The organism is Roseibium sp. AWQ4_254, assembly GCF_056161025.1.
Window position 1 is genome coordinate 37,373 of record NZ_JBSWYH010000006.1, and the last position, 16,252, is coordinate 53,624.

Consider the following 16,252-nt stretch of genomic DNA (forward strand, 5'->3'; position numbering starts at 1 on the left):
GCCCGTCACGAAGCCTGGAGAGGCGTCAGCAACCTGCAAAGGGAAAGCGCGAACATAGGTTCGCACAACCTGATTTAGACGTTAAAAGGCCTATAAAGCATTCGGCCCCGGCTCCCCTTAGGGACCGGGACGGAATGAAATTCGGAACCTGACCTAAGCAATCAGCTCGTCAAAAGCCATCAGAATCTGCTCGACTTCTGCAACCTGCTCGTCGAGCATCTGCTTCTGTTCGATCAAGATCTCTTGCTGTGCTTTGCAGATTTCCTGAAGTTCCTTGAACTGGTCCTGCTTGTTGGTCTTTCCTTCGACCAACTTGATCACCCGACGGATTTCCGCAAGTGTCAAACCGATCTTCTTCGCCTGAAGAATGACCTGCATCCGCGACACGTCACGCGTTCCATAGAACCGGCGCGCCCCTTTGCGGACAGGGTTCAAAAGACCCTTTTCCTCATAGAAACGCAGCGTACGCAACGTAACATTAAACCGCTCTGACATCTCAGAGATCGCAAGAACGCGGTCTTCAAGCGTCAAGTCCAGTCCCACACCAGCAATGTCTGGGATTGCGACCATATTGGTTGCAGCATTGTTCATAGTTTATAGCCCGATCTTTTTCTTTTGATCCGAGTTCTGCTGTCTCCTCCAAAGCTCCTGATCAACCGGTCCCACTTCCGGTTTTTCAGGTCCCACTAGCCCTGCAAAAAACAGCGTCTCAGCATTTGCTATCGCACATGACGAAAAGCCCCAATCAACATACTGGGACGTAGCATTCAGACCAATACACCCGTTTGATAGATAAAATCTAGGAAAAAATGAGATTTATTGACCATTTTTCGCAAAAATTTCAGAAGAACGAAAATTAAAATTATTCCAATAGAAACAAGAGCAGACAACCGCCCAAATTTAATTGATCACAAGGATGTCGAAAGGGTATAAATATTAATTATCGATAACGCCACATCAATAAACCGCGCTTTCATTCTAGGGAAGTCAAAACTTCAGAACCCTACGGTACGCCGCTAAGCCGAAACGCAAAAAAAACAAATAAAACAGAATATTGTCAAAATTAACCTTTCGCGAAAGTTTCTTTCGCCGCCAACTCATTCCCCCCCAACGAAAACATGAAGTATAAGTCATGTTTCACAACTTATGGACGTTACATTTAATAAATACTCTTTTTTAGATATGCACCCATCAGATGCTTCAGTTTTAGAATCATTCCACATTTTACCTCTAGGGGACTTTTGTCACCCCAACACATGCCTTCAAAACACGCCTGACATAGCCTGAGAGCTCGAACTTAAAACATAAGACTAGGTTCTTCTTTTGCTAGGGAACGCCTCAATTCATGCCATCAAAAAACTTTTTCCGGCAACTTGAAGGCAGATCCCCGCCTTAAAAAGAGCACATTGTGCACTTCCCGATTGACAAAGCCTGATCCAGGTTATTTGTGTCAATCAAATCAGCGCCAGAGACAAATCTGCGCGTGTGACATGAAGAGACTGTGGACTATTGTGAAAATGCCCGATTCAAAACCAAAAACCTCTGTGCCTGGAATGACACCTCAACAATTCCGCACCTGGCGCCGGACTCTCGGGCTCAAACAAAAAGATGCAGCTGACCGGCTGGGCCTGAAAAAGCGTATGATCCAATATTATGAAAAAGGCAATCGGGACGGCCGCCCGGTGGAGATCCCCAAATCCATCCGCCTGGCTTGTTACGCCCTGTCCAAAGGCATCGGCGACTTTGACGGTCAAGCGACAACGCCCCTGGTTCTCGAGCCGGTCGAAGCCGACTGACTCCGGACCATTTCCCCGGCATACGAAAAACATGCCGTTATCGGTCCGCCGGGGTTTCCTAGTGCAGCGCTTTTGCCTATAAGACGCGCTCAGCCAACATAGTCATTCACCACTTGATCGTGTCAGACCGAATATGCCCGAGTGCTTATCCGGACTGGCCGCAGCGAGCTGCGAGCCGAGATGCCAAAACGCACAGATATCTCTTCCATCCTGATCATTGGCGCGGGCCCGATTGTCATCGGCCAGGCCTGTGAATTCGACTACTCAGGAACCCAGGCCTGCAAGGCCCTGCGCGAAGAGGGCTACCGCATCATTCTGGTCAACTCCAACCCGGCCACGATCATGACCGACCCGGATCTGGCCGATGCCACTTATATCGAGCCGATCACCCCGGATCTTGTGGCCCGGATCATCGAAAAAGAGCGGCCTGACGCCCTGCTGCCCACCATGGGCGGGCAAACCGCCCTGAACTGCGCCCTGGACCTGGAGCAGATGGGCGTTCTGGAAAAATACGGCGTGGAAATGATCGGTGCCCGCGGCGACGTCATCGAAAAGGCGGAAGACCGGGAAAAATTCCGGGCCGCCATGGACAAGATCGGTCTGGAGAACCCGCGTGCGGCCATCGCTTCCTCCCCGGCCATCCGCGATGACAATGGCAAGATCACCGGATATGACCGCAATGCGGGCTATCTGGAAGCCATGCGCGCCCTTGACGAGATCGGCCTGCCAGCCATCATCCGTCCCGCCTTCACGCTTGGCGGCACGGGCGGCGGCGTTGCCTATAACCGGGAAGAATTCGAGACCATCGCGCGCTCCGGCATCGACGCCTCGCCGGTCGGCCAGGTTTTGATCGATGAAAGCCTGCTAGGCTGGAAAGAATATGAAATGGAAGTGGTCCGCGACAAGGCGGACAACTGCATCATCATCTGCTCCATCGAGAACGTGGACCCGATGGGGGTTCACACCGGCGATTCGATCACGGTTGCCCCGGCGCTGACCCTGACCGACAAGGAATACCAAATCATGCGGGACGCCTCGATTGCGGTCCTGCGGGAAATCGGCGTGGAGACAGGCGGTTCCAACGTTCAATTTGCAGTCGATCCCGACACTGGCCGCCTTGTGGTCATTGAAATGAATCCGCGTGTCTCCCGGTCTTCAGCCCTGGCCTCCAAGGCCACCGGCTTCCCGATCGCCAAGATCGCCGCCAAGCTGGCGGTTGGCTACACGCTGGACGAACTGGAAAACGACATTACCGGCGGCGCGACCCCGGCCTCCTTTGAGCCGACCATCGACTATGTCGTGACCAAGATCCCGCGCTTTGCCTTTGAAAAATTCCCCGGCTCCGAAGCCACCCTGACCACGGCCATGAAGTCGGTCGGTGAGGTCATGGCCATCGGCCGGACCTTCAATGAAAGCCTGCAAAAGGCCCTGCGCGGCCTGGAAACCGGCCTCAACGGCCTGGACGAGACCGACATTCCGGGCCTTGATCAGGGCGACGACCGGAACGCCTTGCGCGCAGCCGTCTCCACACCGACACCGACACGCCTTTTGAACGTGGCCCAGGCCATGCGCCTTGGCATGAGCGTTGAGGAGATCAATCAGGCCAGTGGCATCAATCCCTGGTTCCTGGAGCAGATTGCGGACATCCTGGCCATGGAAGCCAAGGTGCGGACCGTTGGCCTGCCCCGGGATGCGGCCAATATGCGCAAGCTCAAGTCCATGGGCTTTTCCGACGCCCGCCTGGCCAGCCTGGCCGGAACCGATGCCGAGGAGGTGGTGGCCCTTAGAACGGCGCTGGATGTTCATCCAGTCTATAAGCGCATTGACACCTGCGCGGCGGAATTCGCCTCCCCTACCGCCTATATGTACTCCACCTATGAAGCCCCCTTCATGGGCAGCCCCGCCTGCGAGGCCGCACCATCCGACAAGAAGAAGGTGGTCATTCTGGGCGGTGGCCCGAACCGGATCGGCCAGGGTATCGAATTTGACTATTGCTGCTGCCATGCGGCCTTCGCCCTGAACGATGCCGGTTATGAAACCATCATGGTGAACTGCAATCCGGAAACCGTGTCCACGGACTACGATACCTCCGACCGGCTCTATTTCGAACCGCTGACCCCGGAAGACGTTTTGGAAATCATCCGAACCGAGCAGAAGAACGGCACGCTGCACGGGGTGATCGTCCAGTTCGGCGGCCAGACCCCGCTCAAGCTGGCACAATCTCTTGTGAAAGCGGATGTGCCGATCCTGGGCACCGCGCCGGACATGATCGACCTGGCGGAAGACCGGGACCGGTTCCAGAAGCTCCTGGTCAAGCTGGACCTGAAGCAGCCGGAAAACGGCATCGCCTATTCAGTGGAACAGGGACGGTTGATTGCCGGCCAGCTTGGCCTTCCTTTGGTCGTGCGCCCGTCTTATGTGCTCGGCGGCCGGGCCATGCAGATCATCCGCGACGACGAGGCCCTCAATTCCTACCTGCTCGGCACCCTGCCCGAGCTGGTGCCGGCGGAAGTGCGCGCCAAATACCCCAATGACAAGACCGGCCAGATCAACACGGTTCTGGGCACCAATCCGCTGCTGTTCGACCGCTATCTGGAAGGCGCTATCGAGGTGGATGTGGACGCCCTGTGCGACGGCAAGGACGTTTTTGTCTGCGGCATCATGGAGCATATCGAGGAGGCTGGCATCCATTCCGGCGACAGCGCCTGCTCCCTGCCGCCCTTCTCCCTGTCGCAGGATCTGATTGCGGAGCTAATGCGGCAGACAAAGGCCATGGCCCTTGCCCTTGAGGTCGGCGGCCTGATGAATGTGCAATATGCCATCAAGGACGGCGAGATCTACGTTCTGGAAGTCAACCCGCGCGCGTCCCGGACCGTGCCCTTTGTCGCCAAGACCATCGGCGAGCCCGTTGCCAAGATCGCCAGCCGGGTGATGGCGGGCGAGAGCCTGGCCTCGTTCGGCCTCAGCGAGAAAACCCTCGACCATATCGCGGTCAAGGAAGCCGTCTTCCCGTTTGCCCGGTTCCCCGGTGTCGACACGATCCTCGGCCCGGAGATGCGCTCCACAGGGGAGGTCATGGGTCTCGATACGGCCTTCGGCACCGCATTTGCCAAGTCCCAGATCGGCTGCGGCACCGGGGTTCCCGAACAGGGCACCGTGTTCGTGTCCATACGGGATGCGGATAAGGAAGGCGTTGTAGAGGCGGTCCGCCGCCTTGAAACTGCCGGCTTTACAATCATTGCGACCGGCGGCACCCAGAAATATCTGGAGCAGCGGGGTATTGCGGTGAAGAAAATCAACAAGGTGCTTGAAGGCCGACCCCATATCGTTGATGCTGTGAAGAACGGGGAGGTTCAGCTCGTCTTCAATACGACAGAGGGCGCGCAAGCCATCGCCGACAGCCGGTCGATGCGCCGGGCGGCGCTCTTGAACAAGGTTCCGTATTACACGACCCTCGCAGGATCTGTCGCAGCAGCCAAAGGCATTGCCGCCCACAAGGCGGGGCGCCTTGAAGTAAGACCTTTACAATCCTACTTCGGCTAAGGCTATTATACTCGTTGACCGGCCGGGAAAGCGCGCCTTTCCCGGCTTGGTTTGTTTTTGTAAATGCGCGGTCCCTGCAACAGGCCGAACAGGCTGACAAGGGACCCAATAAGCTGAAGGTCTGAGACCCATGGAAAAAGTTCCGATGACCTCTGCCGGGTACAAAATGCTTCAGGATGAACTGAAGGAACGTACTGCGGTCGAGCGTCCGCGCATCGTGGAGGCCATTGCTGAAGCCCGTGCCCACGGCGATCTGTCGGAAAATGCCGAATACCATGCGGCTAAAGAAGCCCAGAGCCTGAATGAAGGCCGTATTTCGGAACTGGAGGACAAGCTGTCGCGCGCCGAAGTCATCGACGTTACCAAGCTGACCGGCGATGTTGTCAAATTCGGCGCGACCGTCTCCCTCATCGATGAGGATACGGAAGAGGAAAAACACTACATGATCGTCGGCGACGTGGAGTCCGACGTGAAGCAAAACAAAGTGTCGATTTCCTCTCCGATTGCCCGCGCTCTGATCGGCAAGTCCGTCGGCGACAGCGTCGAAGTGGCCGCCCCCGGCGGGGCCCGGTCCTACGAGATTGTCGAAGTCAAATTCGCCTGATTTCACTGACCTTTGCTGCCCTTTCGACGGATCAGAGCCGGACGAAAAACAACCCTGGGTAAGCTTTTCCTTTGACCGCCACCGGTCAGCCGCTAAACTGGTGGCTCAACGTGTCGGAGGGCAAGCAATGGTCTTTCATGTAATTGGCATGTGGCTGCTGGCGGCAGCCGTTCCGCTCTGGATCTACCGCTGGATTGTTTTTGCCCGGCTGGACCCGCGCGAGCGTCAGATCTTCCGGCGTCTTGTGCGGCAGCGGCACGAAAGCGCTCTGGCCTTTGTTGTGAAAATGTTCGGCTTTTTGGTGGTTCTGGCCGCGTCCGTGTTTGCGCTGATTTACGGCCTCAGCTACGTCAAACGCGGCAGCCTGGACATAGGTGCCTATAGCGATACGGTGCGCAGCCGCCTCTATTCAGGGCTGGAGCCTTTGGATCAGGCCCTGGATGCCTATCACTACGACCAGCTGCTGCCCGTGGCCATTATGACCACATGCGCCCTGTTGAGCGTCGCGTTCACACTGGCCGCCACCGCCCTCAGGGACATCACCCTAGCCACCCGGCTGCACCGCAAGGTCACAGGCCTGCGCCACCGGCAGGCCCTTGCCAGCTGACGCAAATTGCCCGTTGCGTTCAAATCGCGCAAACTGGTTTGTCTTTTGCGTTGGCATCTGTGACTTCAGGCAGCAGACAACCGGCCTTAACAAACCCGGCTGGCGTCAGCCTTCAATCGGGACGACCGGCTCATCCTTGGTGCGCCGGATTGTCAGTGCCGTGCGCACACTGTCCACATTGGGCGCGGCGGTCAGATCGCGGATGACAAAGTTCTGGAAGGTCTGCAGATCGGGTGAGACACATTTCAGCAGAAAATCCACCTCTCCTGACAGCATGTAGCTTTCACGCACCAGCGGCCAGTTCGTAACCACCTCTTCAAAGGCGATCAGATCCGCTTCCGTCTGGCTGTGCAGCCCCACCATGGCAAAGGCGGTCACATCATAGCCCAGCTGCTTTTCGTCCAGCAGCGTCCTGTACCCCTGGATAAGGCCTGCCTCTTCCAGCGCCCGCACCCGGCGCAGACAGGGCGGCGCGGAAATGCCGACCCGGCGGGCCAGTTCCACATTGGTCATGCGTCCGTCGCCTTGCAATTCTTTCAGGATTTGCCAATCGATGGCATCGAGCCGCGCTTTCAATCCTGTCTCCTTCGGACTGTTTCCAAGGGGGCTGCCTGTGGGCAGAGCCGGATCAAGGGGAACTTCCCCTTGCCGCCGGTCAAGGCGCCACGATAACCTGTCTGTGCGTGCCGGATTATGATTTTTTGCGCGATTGTGCAAGACTATAACAAAATCGCGCACGATTCAGAAAGTTCACGACAGGGAAACTTCTCCATAAATGCAAGCTGAGCCGGAGACCTTCCCCGCCTCCATCTGGGTCCTGACCGATGGCAAGGCCGGCGATCTCGCGCAATGTGCCGGTGTGGCCGAGGCCCTTGGAGCCCCTTACGAGACACGTACGGTTGCTCCACGCCCGCCCTTTTCCTGGTGGCTGCCTTTCGGACCAACCGACCCGCGCGAGTGGGAAGGCCGGACAAGCAGCCCGATTGCCCCCCCCTATCCGGACATTGTCATCGCATCGGGACGGCGGGCCGCTGGCTATTTGAGACGGATCAAGCGGCGGTCCGGTGGACGCACCTTCACGGTTTTCCTCAAGGACCCCAGAACCGGTCCGAAGGCCGCCGACCTCATCTGGGTTCCCGAACATGACGGCCTGCGCGGCCGCAATGTGCTGGTGACCCCGACCTCGCCTCACCGGTTTTCCGCAGAGCGTCTGGCGGATCTTCGCGCAGCCCCGGCCGTGGAGATCGACACACTGAAGTCACCGCGGGTTGCGGTCCTGATTGGCGGCGACAGCCACCACCACACCTTTCTGGAGGCTGATCAGCAACGCCTGTTGACCGGCCTGCGGCAGGTGGCCGCTCAGGAGAACGCCCGCTTCATGATCACGGCCTCACGCCGCACGCCCGCCCCGCTGGCCTATGGTTTGTCCAGCCTCGCCAAGTCGGGCGGCCATCTATACTGGACGGGACAAACGCCCAATCCGCTCGGCGCTTACCTCGCCAAGGCAGATGCCATCGTCGTGACCGCCGATTCGACCAATATGATCAGCGAAGCCACCGCAACCGGCAAACCCGTCCACGTGTTCCATCCCAGTGGCGGTCACAGGAAAATCACCCGTTTTTTGTCGGCTTTGGACCGGTTGGGCGTGACACACCCCTTCCCAGGACCGCTAAAAACAACTACCTACGAGCCGATAGACGCAACGCCGATCATTGCCGGGCGCATCCTTGAGGAGTTCTCGGCCTTCCGGCAACACCAGACGACCACGTGACCCTTCCCGGACCGAAGGGGCAGGCTGACACAAGAAGACGAGGAAAAAGGTGGCCTCATGAGCACGGAACACAGCAAGCTTTTGATCATCGGCTCCGGCCCGGCCGGTTATACCGCCGCCATCTATGCCGCCCGCGCCATGATCCAGCCGACACTTGTTGCTGGCATCCAGCCCGGTGGCCAGCTGACCATCACCACAGATGTGGAAAATTATCCGGGCTTTGCCGATCCGGTCATGGGCCCATGGCTGATGGAACAAATGCAGAAGCAGGCAGAAAATGTCGGCACGAATCTGGTCTATGACACCATCGTGAAAGCAGACCTCTCCCAACGCCCGTTCCGCCTGGAAGCCGACAGCGGCACCACCTACACCGCCGATACGCTGGTCATTGCCACAGGGGCCCAGGCCCGCTGGCTCGGCCTGCCGTCCGAACAGGATTATATGGGGGCCGGCGTGTCGGCCTGCGCCACCTGCGACGGCTTTTTCTACCGCAACAAGGATGTCGTTGTCGTCGGAGGTGGCAACACGGCGGTCGAAGAAGCGCTCTATCTCGCCAATCTGGCTTCAAAAGTTACCCTTGTGCACCGGCGCGACAGCCTGCGTGCGGAAAAGATCCTGCAGGACCGGCTGTTCCAGAACCCGAAAATCGAGGTGGTCTGGGACCATCAGATTGATGAGATCCTGGGCGGCGGCACACCCAAGGCCGTCACCGGCGTGCGGTTGAAACACACCAGCAGCGGCGAGACCCGGGAGCTGGCGACGGACGGTGTTTTCATCGCCATCGGCCATGCCCCTTCTGTTGAGCTGTTCAAGGATCAGCTGACTTTGAAACCCAATGGCTATCTGGAAACGGCCCCGGATTCGACCAAAACCTCCATTCCGGGCGTGTTTGCCGCCGGGGACGTGACCGACGATATTTACCGCCAGGCGGTAACCGCCGCCGGCATGGGCTGCATGGCCGCACTTGAAGCGGAAAAGTTTCTGGCCGAACATGAAGCGGCATCCACACAACAGGCGGCCGAATAAGGCCGTCTGAGGTTGAACGGAGGGGCTCGCATGGACTGGGACAAACTACGCATCTTTCATGCGGCGGCGCAGGCCGGCAGTTTCACTCATGCGGGCGATACCCTGCATATGAGCCAGTCAGCCGTCAGCAGGCAGGTCAGCGCCCTGGAACAGGACCTGGGCGTAGCCCTGTTCCATCGCCATGCCAGGGGGCTTTTGCTGACCGAACAGGGCGAACTGCTCTACCGGACCGCAAGCGATGTGCTGATGAAGCTGGAATCCGTCCAGTCCAGCCTGACGGACAGCAAGGAAAAGCCATCCGGTGTCCTCAGGGTGACCACAACTGTTGGCCTTGGCTCCACCTGGCTCACCTCACGCATCAAAAATTTTATCGACCTTTATCCGGAGGTTGACCTGCGCCTCCTGTTTGACGATGACGAGCTGGATCTGGGCATGCGCCAGGCAGATGTGGCCATCCGCCTGCGCCAGCCGACCCAGCCGGACCTGATACAACGTAAACTCTTTACCGTGCATTTCCACGTCTTCGCCGCGCCGGAATATGTGCAGCGCTTCGGGGCGCCAACATCGATTGAAGACCTGGATGATCACCGCATCATCACCTTCGGGGAGCAGGCCCCTGCCTATCTGCGCTCCATGAACTGGCTGGAATCTGCCGGAAAACCCACCGGCGAGACCCGGCGCTCCGTGTTGAAGGTCAACAATATCGTTGCGATCCGCAGGGCTGTTCAATCCGGTGTCGGCATCGCCATGCTGCCGGATTACATTATTGACCACACTACGAACGCGGTGCCCGTCCTGACCGAGCAGGAGGATAAGGTGCCTTCGTTCGACACCTATTTTGTCTATCCGTCCGAACTCAAAAACACCGCCCGCGTGACGGCCTTCCGTGAATTTCTGCTGTCCAGCGCGGAAAAGTGGACCTATTGAGGTTGCCGCAGCGTCAGACCGTCAAACAGCCCAATTTCTAAGCAACGTGAAATCAGACGCTTTGTTAAGCAAACCCGCCTTCGAAGGCGGTATCCAAAATTTTTTTAGCCTGCTTATCTATTGAGCTCAGGTGAAAATGTCGAAATCAAACTCCCTAATAGACTGTTTTTAAAGGATTTTAGACATTTCGCGCAGAACTAGCAGAGAGCTCTGCGTAAAACGCATATCAGAATTGCGCGCCTGCCACTTGTTTATGCAGCTTGTGCACCGCATATAAGCATCACTGTTGGTCACACGGACATCACGTCCTCCTCCCAGTGATGTTCTGACCAGCTGTTCCCCTCTGGAAGGTGATTCCACTGTTTTCAGTGAATCAAATCAAACTGCCGGGTCCTTGGACCCGGCATTTTTTTTGCCTGAAAAGCAGATGCCGCGCAAAAAGCGCCTGTCCTAACAGGCGCTGAAACGCCTTTGCCCACCCCCCCTGCACTCAAGAGCAAAACGTTATTACGACGGTCACTTTTGCCTCCACTCACCCAGCACACCCTGGTCCTGATGCGGCAGCAGCCCTTGCGTCCAGCCGGTCCCAGCGTACCGCCCCGATACATACTAAAAAACCAGACAGCCAAGCAGGCTTGGAACGGAGAAAAACAAAAGGTCAAAACTCAAAACGAAGTCTCTTTTATCACTTAAAATATAAACGACAAAACACATGATAAAAAACGCACAAATCAAATGAAAACAAAGGATTCTTATGGATAAAACCTCAGAAATCACAACGAATAAGATGAAGGGGACAATTGTAAAAATTACAATCCAGAGACAGAAAACAAAAACCATAAAAGAAACTAAAAATATTATATCTAATACTTCATGCTGATGAGTCGATTTAGATAAAAAAATCCAGGGAATCAAAAGGGAAAAGGCAGCAACAACGCAAGCCAAAAGATAACCTTTGAATATTCTCAACGTTGCCAAATAAGCCCCCTTAACTGAAACCGGCTGTTCGTTTTGCCGGATCGATACGCCTTCAAAGTATTGGCAACAAATGAAACAAACCTTTGCAGAACGGGCTTGAGGCAAGTCACGTTTCAGCGGATTTGACTTGCGCAGGCTGAAATCAGGGAGTGCAACGCAAAAGAGGGACCCAAAGAGCCCCTCTTTGCGTCACCGTCCAGGACAAACCACCTCAGGCGGCCTGTTTGCCGGAGCGCTGCAGCGCCAGTTCCGCCGCCTTTCCGGACAGCTCTGCCATATGATCAAACTCGGACGTATAGCTGGCAACCCCGGCGGTCGCTGATCTCAGCTCCACAATCAGGTCTCCGATTTCCGCTTCTGGCATCAGCGCCTGCACCTCGTCCCAGCCGGGCCAACCGGGCCTGGCATCAAAGCCCAGAAGCTGGCCCCGGCGGGCGGAGACAATGGCATTGACCCGCGCCGTGGTCTCGCTCGGGCAGACCACGGCCACCTTGTGGATCGGCTCCAGCAGGACCGGTTTGCAGTCGGGCAGGCCCTCGCGGATTGCCAGAATACCAGCCATCTTGAAAGCCTGATCGGAACTGTCCACCGAATGATAGGACCCATCCGTCAGGCAGACAGCCACATCCACGACCGGAAAGCCCAGCGCCCCCCGCTGGAGCGCTTCCAGTACCCCGTCCCGGACGGAGGGAATATATTGTTTGGGCACCACCCCACCGGTGATCGTGTCGGTAAACTGGACGCCTTCGCCCCTGGGCAAGGGCGTAATCTCAAGAACCGCATCCCCGAACTGGCCATGGCCGCCCGACTGTTTCTTATGGCGTCCCCGCACCTTGGTTTTCCCGCGTATTGTCTCCGCATAGGGCACATGCGGCGTGCTTGCAGAAACCGTGAGGCCGTATTTTCCCGCAAGCCGCTCCTGGGCAACCCGCAAATGCATTTCCCCCTGCCCCTGGAGCAGGGTTTCAGCCGTGGTCTGGTTCTGGCTGACCGACAAGGACGGATCCTCTTCCTCCAGCTTGGCCAGGGCGGCCGACAGGCGCACCTCATCCTTGCGCTGGGCTGCCGCAACAGCGGCGGCCAGCACCGGCGGGCGGGGCACCAGCGGCTGGCTTGAGCGTATCGGCCCCTCTTCATGGCTCAAGACATCTCCGGTCATGACATCCTCCAGCCGCCCGAGGGCCACCAGATCCCCCTTCCGGGCGGCTGGGATCTTGCTGGCATGCTGCCCAAAAATAGAAAAGAGCCCGGACACCTTCACCTCTTGCCGCCCGTTGCGGAACAGACTGTCCCCATCCGACACCTCTCCTTCCAGAATGCGGGCAATGGAGAGTTTGCCGCCATGCTGGGTGTGCAGGGTCTTGACCACATAAAGCAGCGCACGCTGTCCGGCTTCTGCAAGACGGTGTTTGAGCACATCCACACCAGGCGCCTCATGGCGCAGCGCCTTCAGAAGACGGCCCACCCCGTTGCCATGCTCGGCAGAGCCGAAAAAGACCGGACAGATCAATCCGTCGCGCATGTCCCTGACCAGATCGGCAAACACCAGATCCCGGTCGGGGGCGATATCCTCCAGCAGCGCCTCCATCAGATCATCATCGTGATCGGCCAGGTGCTCAAGCATGGTGAACCGCGCCTCGTGTTCGCGGGTCCGGTCTTCGCTGGACATGTCGATCCGCGTGCTCGGCTCCTTTTCGTGATAGACATGAGCCCGTTCCAGCGCCAGATCGATGAAGCCGGTCGCCTGCCCGTTCTCCCAGATCGGGATCTGCCGCAAGACCAGCGGCACAGCGGAAGCAGGCTGCAGCAAGCTCAAGACATCGCGCACCCGGCGGTTGCTCTTGTCGATCTTGTTCAAAAACAAAACCCGCGGAATGGCGCGGGCTTCAAGGGCTTTCAGGATCAGCTGCAAGGCTGGCACCTTGCGCTCATCATCCTCCGCCACCACGACGGCAAGATCAGCGCCGCCAAGCACACCGTCCATTTCGCTCAAAAATTCCACCGAACCGGGGCAATCGGCAAAAACAAACCGGTCTCCCAAATACTCCGCCCCGGCGATATTGACCTCAACACTCATGCCATGGGCCCGCGCCTCCGGCGAAGCGTCTCCAACCGTATTGCCATCTCCAACCGTCCCCTGCCGGGCCAGATTATCCGTTCGGGCCAGCAAGGCCTCCAGCAAGCTGGTTTTGCCGCTGCCAAAGGGTCCGACAAGGGCAATGCAGCGCGGCGTTGCGCCGGCAGCAGATCCCTTTTCTTTTATAGTGTGTGCCATAATGAGCCTCCCGTTGTGAACGAGGAATCCCTCGGTACAACGCGGCAAGGCCGTTGGACGCGGGCTGCCGCGTCTCGCCCCGATTTCTTGCAGGCCCTGTACAGGCCAGACGCGCCAAGCCTGAAACGGGCCGGACGGCCGGGGGCGCCCAGGTATCGTCGCGCCGTTTCAGGGGCAAAAGCAAGGGAATCTTACGCCGCAGTGCAGCAATACCGGACTCCTTGCGCCTGCCCCATTTCCCGGGCAAGCTGGCCAAGCTATCCGTAACGGCAGATCTGTCATCACAAAGGACCTGAGACATGGCCAAGCTGCGTCGAAGAAAATTCCCTCAGAGCAGGAAGCTGTCGACCGTCAGTCAATCTGAAGCCGCCAGATGCATGGCCCTGCCGGCCATGCTTGTCTCCGCTGCCCTTGGCGCCCTGCCCGCACAGGCACAAAGCACCCAACTGCGCGGTTTGCCGGAGAGCGGCTCCTCCCTGCTGCCTTCGGCCCAGCAGCAGCTCAACCAGAATTTGACCCGCCAGAAAACCGACTTCACCATTCAGAGGCGGATCGACCAGATCAACCGGCTCAACCGGACCGAAAACCTCAACCGGCAGAGTGTGGAGCGGGCCAGACAAGCCACACAGGACGCGGCCTGCGGAACTCCTCCCTGCAACATGAACCGGTGACAAGTCCTGCCGCCCACTGGGCACAGCCCAGCGGGCAGACGGTCCTCCCGGATCACGATGATCAGACCGTTATTTGGCGGCTTCCAGCGTCAGCTTACTGACACCAAGGGTCAGATTGGTACCCGTCTGGCTTTCAAGACTGAACGGGTTGAGGGCAATCGACCGGTTCAGACCACCCAAAAGAGCATTGGCCTTGAGGCCCGCCCCGAGGCTTACCCCCGCCGTCACACCGCCATAGGTTCCCGTCAAGAGGCCTGGTTTGTGGTTAGTCGAGGGAGCCAGCACACCCCAAACGAGCGTCGCATTGCTGGTCTTGCCCATATCAAGACCATAGTCGCGGATCTTGCCGTGATACGGCTCGGCCACCCCGCCATCGGCCGGGGCAAAGCTGCAGCTGAGCTCCGCGGAAGACCCGACCAGGAAGCTGTGCTCTCCTTCCACCTGGCAGCTGAGTTTGCCGATTTCAATCTTTGGATTGACCGCGGCCGCCTGGGACGGGACTGCCAGAAGACACAGGGACACCGCAAGCACCAGACATTTCAAACGCATTGACTTCACTCCATTCTGCTGGGGCTCCTCAAACCTTGGCGTACTGGAGAGACGCCCTGGTGCAATGGATCAACCGGGACCGGAGCGTATGTGAAGGGTCAGGCGTTTCAAGGCCGGAGCAAACAGCATTTGGGAAGCCATCACGTCAAAATCTGGGCGGACCTGAATTCGCCCCTCCGGCGCGGGCCTGCCCTGTGTCAGCCAACAAAAAAGGCGGCCGAAAGCCGCCCTTTTCCAGCTCAGCTGTCAACGCAGCTTATTTCAGATTGCCACAGAACCGCTGAATGCGGGTGCAGGCTTCTTCCAGCGCTTCCGTCGAGGTTGCATAGGAGATCCGGAAATTCGGGCCCAGCCCAAAGGCGGAGCCGTGGACAACAGCAACACCTTCGGTCTCCAGAAGCTCGGTGACAAAATCCTCGTCGCTTTCGATCACCTTGCCGGACGGCGCGGTCTTGCCGATGGTGCCAGCGCAGGACGGGAACACATAAAACGCCCCTTCCGGCACTGGGCAGCTGAGGCCTGTGGCCTGGTTCAGCATGGACACCACAAGATCCCGGCGCCCCTTGAAGATCTCGTTGTTTGCAGGGATGAAGTCCTGCGGACCGGACAGGGCTTCCAGCGCCGCCCACTGGGCAATCGAACACGGGTTGGAGGTCGACTGGGACTGTACCTTTGCCATGGCCTTGATCAGATCGGCCGGTCCACCGGCATAGCCGATCCGCCAGCCGGTCATGGCATAGGCCTTGGACACACCATTCACCGTCAGGGTGCGCTCATACAAGGACGGCTCGATCTGGGCCGGCGTCGTGAATTTGAAATCGTCATAGACGAGATGCTCATACATATCATCCGTCATGACCCACACATGCGGATGCTTCACGAGCACCTCGGTCAAGCCCTTCAGTTCCGCTTCCGTATAAGCGGCTCCGGACGGGTTGGACGGGGAGTTGAAGATCAGCCATTTGGTGCGCGGCGTGATTGCCGCCTCCAGCGCCTCCGGCGTTATTTTAAATGTGGACTTGTCCGCTTCCACGATCACCGGCTCGCCACCTGCCAGCAGCACCATGTCCGGATAGCTCACCCAGTAAGGTGTCGGCACGATCACCTCGTCGCCCGGATTCAAGGTGGCGATCAGAGCATTGTAAAGCACCTGCTTGCCACCCGTCCCGACGGTGATCTGGCTGGTGGTGTAGGTGAGGCCATTTTCCCGCTTGAATTTCTCGACAATTGCCGCTTTCAGCTCCGGAATACCATCGACGGCAGTGTATTTGGTCTTGCCGCCATTAATGGCGGCAATGGCAGCGGCCTTGATGTTTTCCGGGGTGTCGAAATCCGGCTCGCCAGCGCCGAGGCCGATCACGTCGCGGCCTGCGGCTTTCAGCTCGCGCGCCTTGTTGGTGACGGCGATGGTCGCAGAAGGTTGAACACGCGCCAATGCGTCAGCAAGAAAGCCCATAAGATCCTCCAGAGGGAAACGGAATTAACAGCGCGCGGACCGTAGAACC

14 protein-coding genes are annotated in these 16,252 nt (G+C 58.0%); 8 read left to right on the forward strand and 6 right to left on the reverse strand.

Going from position 1 to position 16,252, the window contains the following annotated elements:
* Positions 1 to 153 precede the first annotated feature (153 nt).
* Positions 154 to 591: a MerR family transcriptional regulator gene (locus ACXAIC_RS05970; RefSeq protein ID WP_475174679.1), complete on the reverse strand. Its 438-nt coding sequence runs from the start codon at positions 589 to 591 to the stop codon at positions 154 to 156.
* A 962-nt stretch (positions 592 to 1,553) separates the two neighbouring features.
* Here ACXAIC_RS05970 and ACXAIC_RS05975 point away from each other — a divergent pair.
* The 4 genes from ACXAIC_RS05975 (at position 1,554) to ACXAIC_RS05990 (ending at position 6,550) form a co-directional block, all read left to right on the forward strand.
* Positions 1,554 to 1,796, forward strand: a complete 243-nt coding sequence (locus ACXAIC_RS05975; protein WP_475174681.1) for a helix-turn-helix domain-containing protein — start codon at positions 1,554 to 1,556, stop codon at positions 1,794 to 1,796.
* A 180-nt stretch (positions 1,797 to 1,976) separates the two neighbouring features.
* The gene (gene carB, locus ACXAIC_RS05980; protein WP_475174684.1) at positions 1,977 to 5,339 is read left to right on the forward strand and encodes a carbamoyl-phosphate synthase large subunit; all 3,363 of its coding nucleotides are present in this window, start codon (positions 1,977 to 1,979) and stop codon (positions 5,337 to 5,339) included.
* Between the two features lie 130 nt (positions 5,340 to 5,469).
* Positions 5,470 to 5,943, forward strand: coding sequence for a transcription elongation factor GreA (gene greA / locus ACXAIC_RS05985; protein ID WP_475174686.1), 474 nt, complete (start codon positions 5,470 to 5,472; stop codon positions 5,941 to 5,943).
* Positions 5,944 to 6,070: 127 nt separating this feature from the next.
* Complete coding sequence (locus ACXAIC_RS05990) at positions 6,071 to 6,550, forward strand: hypothetical protein (protein WP_475174689.1); 480 nt, start codon at positions 6,071 to 6,073, stop codon at positions 6,548 to 6,550.
* A 105-nt stretch (positions 6,551 to 6,655) separates the two neighbouring features.
* Here ACXAIC_RS05990 and ACXAIC_RS05995 read toward each other — a convergent pair whose 3' ends face one another.
* Complete coding sequence (locus tag ACXAIC_RS05995; protein WP_475174691.1) at positions 6,656 to 7,126, reverse strand: Lrp/AsnC family transcriptional regulator; 471 nt, start codon at positions 7,124 to 7,126, stop codon at positions 6,656 to 6,658.
* A 199-nt stretch (positions 7,127 to 7,325) separates the two neighbouring features.
* On the opposite strand from ACXAIC_RS05995, the gene ACXAIC_RS06000 reads away from it, so the two are divergent.
* The 3 genes from ACXAIC_RS06000 to ACXAIC_RS06010 are packed head-to-tail and all read left to right on the forward strand — an operon-like array spanning position 7,326 to position 10,274.
* Positions 7,326 to 8,321, forward strand: coding sequence for a mitochondrial fission ELM1 family protein (locus ACXAIC_RS06000; RefSeq protein WP_475174692.1), 996 nt, complete (start codon positions 7,326 to 7,328; stop codon positions 8,319 to 8,321).
* A gap of 57 nt (positions 8,322 to 8,378) precedes the next feature.
* On the forward strand, positions 8,379 to 9,347 hold the full coding sequence (gene trxB / locus ACXAIC_RS06005; RefSeq protein ID WP_475174695.1) for a thioredoxin-disulfide reductase: 969 nt from the start codon (positions 8,379 to 8,381) through the stop codon (positions 9,345 to 9,347).
* Positions 9,348 to 9,377: 30 nt separating this feature from the next.
* Positions 9,378 to 10,274, forward strand: a complete 897-nt coding sequence (locus ACXAIC_RS06010) for a LysR family transcriptional regulator (protein ID WP_475174697.1) — start codon at positions 9,378 to 9,380, stop codon at positions 10,272 to 10,274.
* 609 nt (positions 10,275 to 10,883) lie between these two features.
* On the opposite strand, the gene ACXAIC_RS06015 is transcribed toward ACXAIC_RS06010, so the two are convergent.
* Both ACXAIC_RS06015 and ACXAIC_RS06020 read right to left on the reverse strand, forming a co-directional pair.
* Positions 10,884 to 11,357: a hypothetical protein gene (locus ACXAIC_RS06015; protein WP_475174700.1), complete on the reverse strand. Its 474-nt coding sequence runs from the start codon at positions 11,355 to 11,357 to the stop codon at positions 10,884 to 10,886.
* Positions 11,358 to 11,463: 106 nt separating this feature from the next.
* On the reverse strand, positions 11,464 to 13,527 hold the full coding sequence (locus tag ACXAIC_RS06020) for an elongation factor G (RefSeq protein ID WP_475174701.1): 2,064 nt from the start codon (positions 13,525 to 13,527) through the stop codon (positions 11,464 to 11,466).
* Between the two features lie 299 nt (positions 13,528 to 13,826).
* On the opposite strand from ACXAIC_RS06020, the gene ACXAIC_RS06025 reads away from it, so the two are divergent.
* A complete protein-coding gene (locus ACXAIC_RS06025; RefSeq protein ID WP_475174704.1) occupies positions 13,827 to 14,198 on the forward strand; it encodes a hypothetical protein in 372 nt (123 codons plus the stop codon).
* Positions 14,199 to 14,267: 69 nt separating this feature from the next.
* Here ACXAIC_RS06025 and ACXAIC_RS06030 read toward each other — a convergent pair whose 3' ends face one another.
* Positions 14,268 to 14,747 (reverse strand): DUF992 domain-containing protein, encoded by a 480-nt coding sequence (locus tag ACXAIC_RS06030; RefSeq protein WP_475174705.1) that lies wholly within the window; start codon positions 14,745 to 14,747, stop codon positions 14,268 to 14,270.
* Positions 14,748 to 15,003: 256 nt separating this feature from the next.
* Positions 15,004 to 16,203: a pyridoxal phosphate-dependent aminotransferase gene (locus tag ACXAIC_RS06035; protein WP_475174708.1), complete on the reverse strand. Its 1,200-nt coding sequence runs from the start codon at positions 16,201 to 16,203 to the stop codon at positions 15,004 to 15,006.
* Between the last annotated feature and the right edge of the window lie 49 nt (positions 16,204 to 16,252).

What these genes read in the sequence shown, in the direction of transcription:
- ACXAIC_RS05970 (WP_475174679.1), bottom strand. Translation starts at nt 591, where the DNA reads ATGAACAATGCTGCAACCAATATGGTCGCAATCCCAGACATTGCTGGT.
- ACXAIC_RS05975 (WP_475174681.1), top strand. Translation starts at nt 1,554, where the DNA reads ATGACACCTCAACAATTCCGCACCTGGCGCCGGACTCTCGGGCTCAAA.
- carB (WP_475174684.1), top strand. Translation starts at nt 1,977, where the DNA reads ATGCCAAAACGCACAGATATCTCTTCCATCCTGATCATTGGCGCGGGC.
- greA (WP_475174686.1), top strand. Translation starts at nt 5,470, where the DNA reads ATGGAAAAAGTTCCGATGACCTCTGCCGGGTACAAAATGCTTCAGGAT.
- ACXAIC_RS05990 (WP_475174689.1), top strand. Translation starts at nt 6,071, where the DNA reads ATGGTCTTTCATGTAATTGGCATGTGGCTGCTGGCGGCAGCCGTTCCG.
- ACXAIC_RS06000 (WP_475174692.1), top strand. Translation starts at nt 7,326, where the DNA reads ATGCAAGCTGAGCCGGAGACCTTCCCCGCCTCCATCTGGGTCCTGACC.
- trxB (WP_475174695.1), top strand. Translation starts at nt 8,379, where the DNA reads ATGAGCACGGAACACAGCAAGCTTTTGATCATCGGCTCCGGCCCGGCC.
- ACXAIC_RS06010 (WP_475174697.1), top strand. Translation starts at nt 9,378, where the DNA reads ATGGACTGGGACAAACTACGCATCTTTCATGCGGCGGCGCAGGCCGGC.
- ACXAIC_RS06020 (WP_475174701.1), bottom strand. Translation starts at nt 13,527, where the DNA reads ATGGCACACACTATAAAAGAAAAGGGATCTGCTGCCGGCGCAACGCCG.
- ACXAIC_RS06025 (WP_475174704.1), top strand. Translation starts at nt 13,827, where the DNA reads ATGGCCAAGCTGCGTCGAAGAAAATTCCCTCAGAGCAGGAAGCTGTCG.
- ACXAIC_RS06030 (WP_475174705.1), bottom strand. Translation starts at nt 14,747, where the DNA reads ATGCGTTTGAAATGTCTGGTGCTTGCGGTGTCCCTGTGTCTTCTGGCA.
- ACXAIC_RS06035 (WP_475174708.1), bottom strand. Translation starts at nt 16,203, where the DNA reads ATGGGCTTTCTTGCTGACGCATTGGCGCGTGTTCAACCTTCTGCGACC.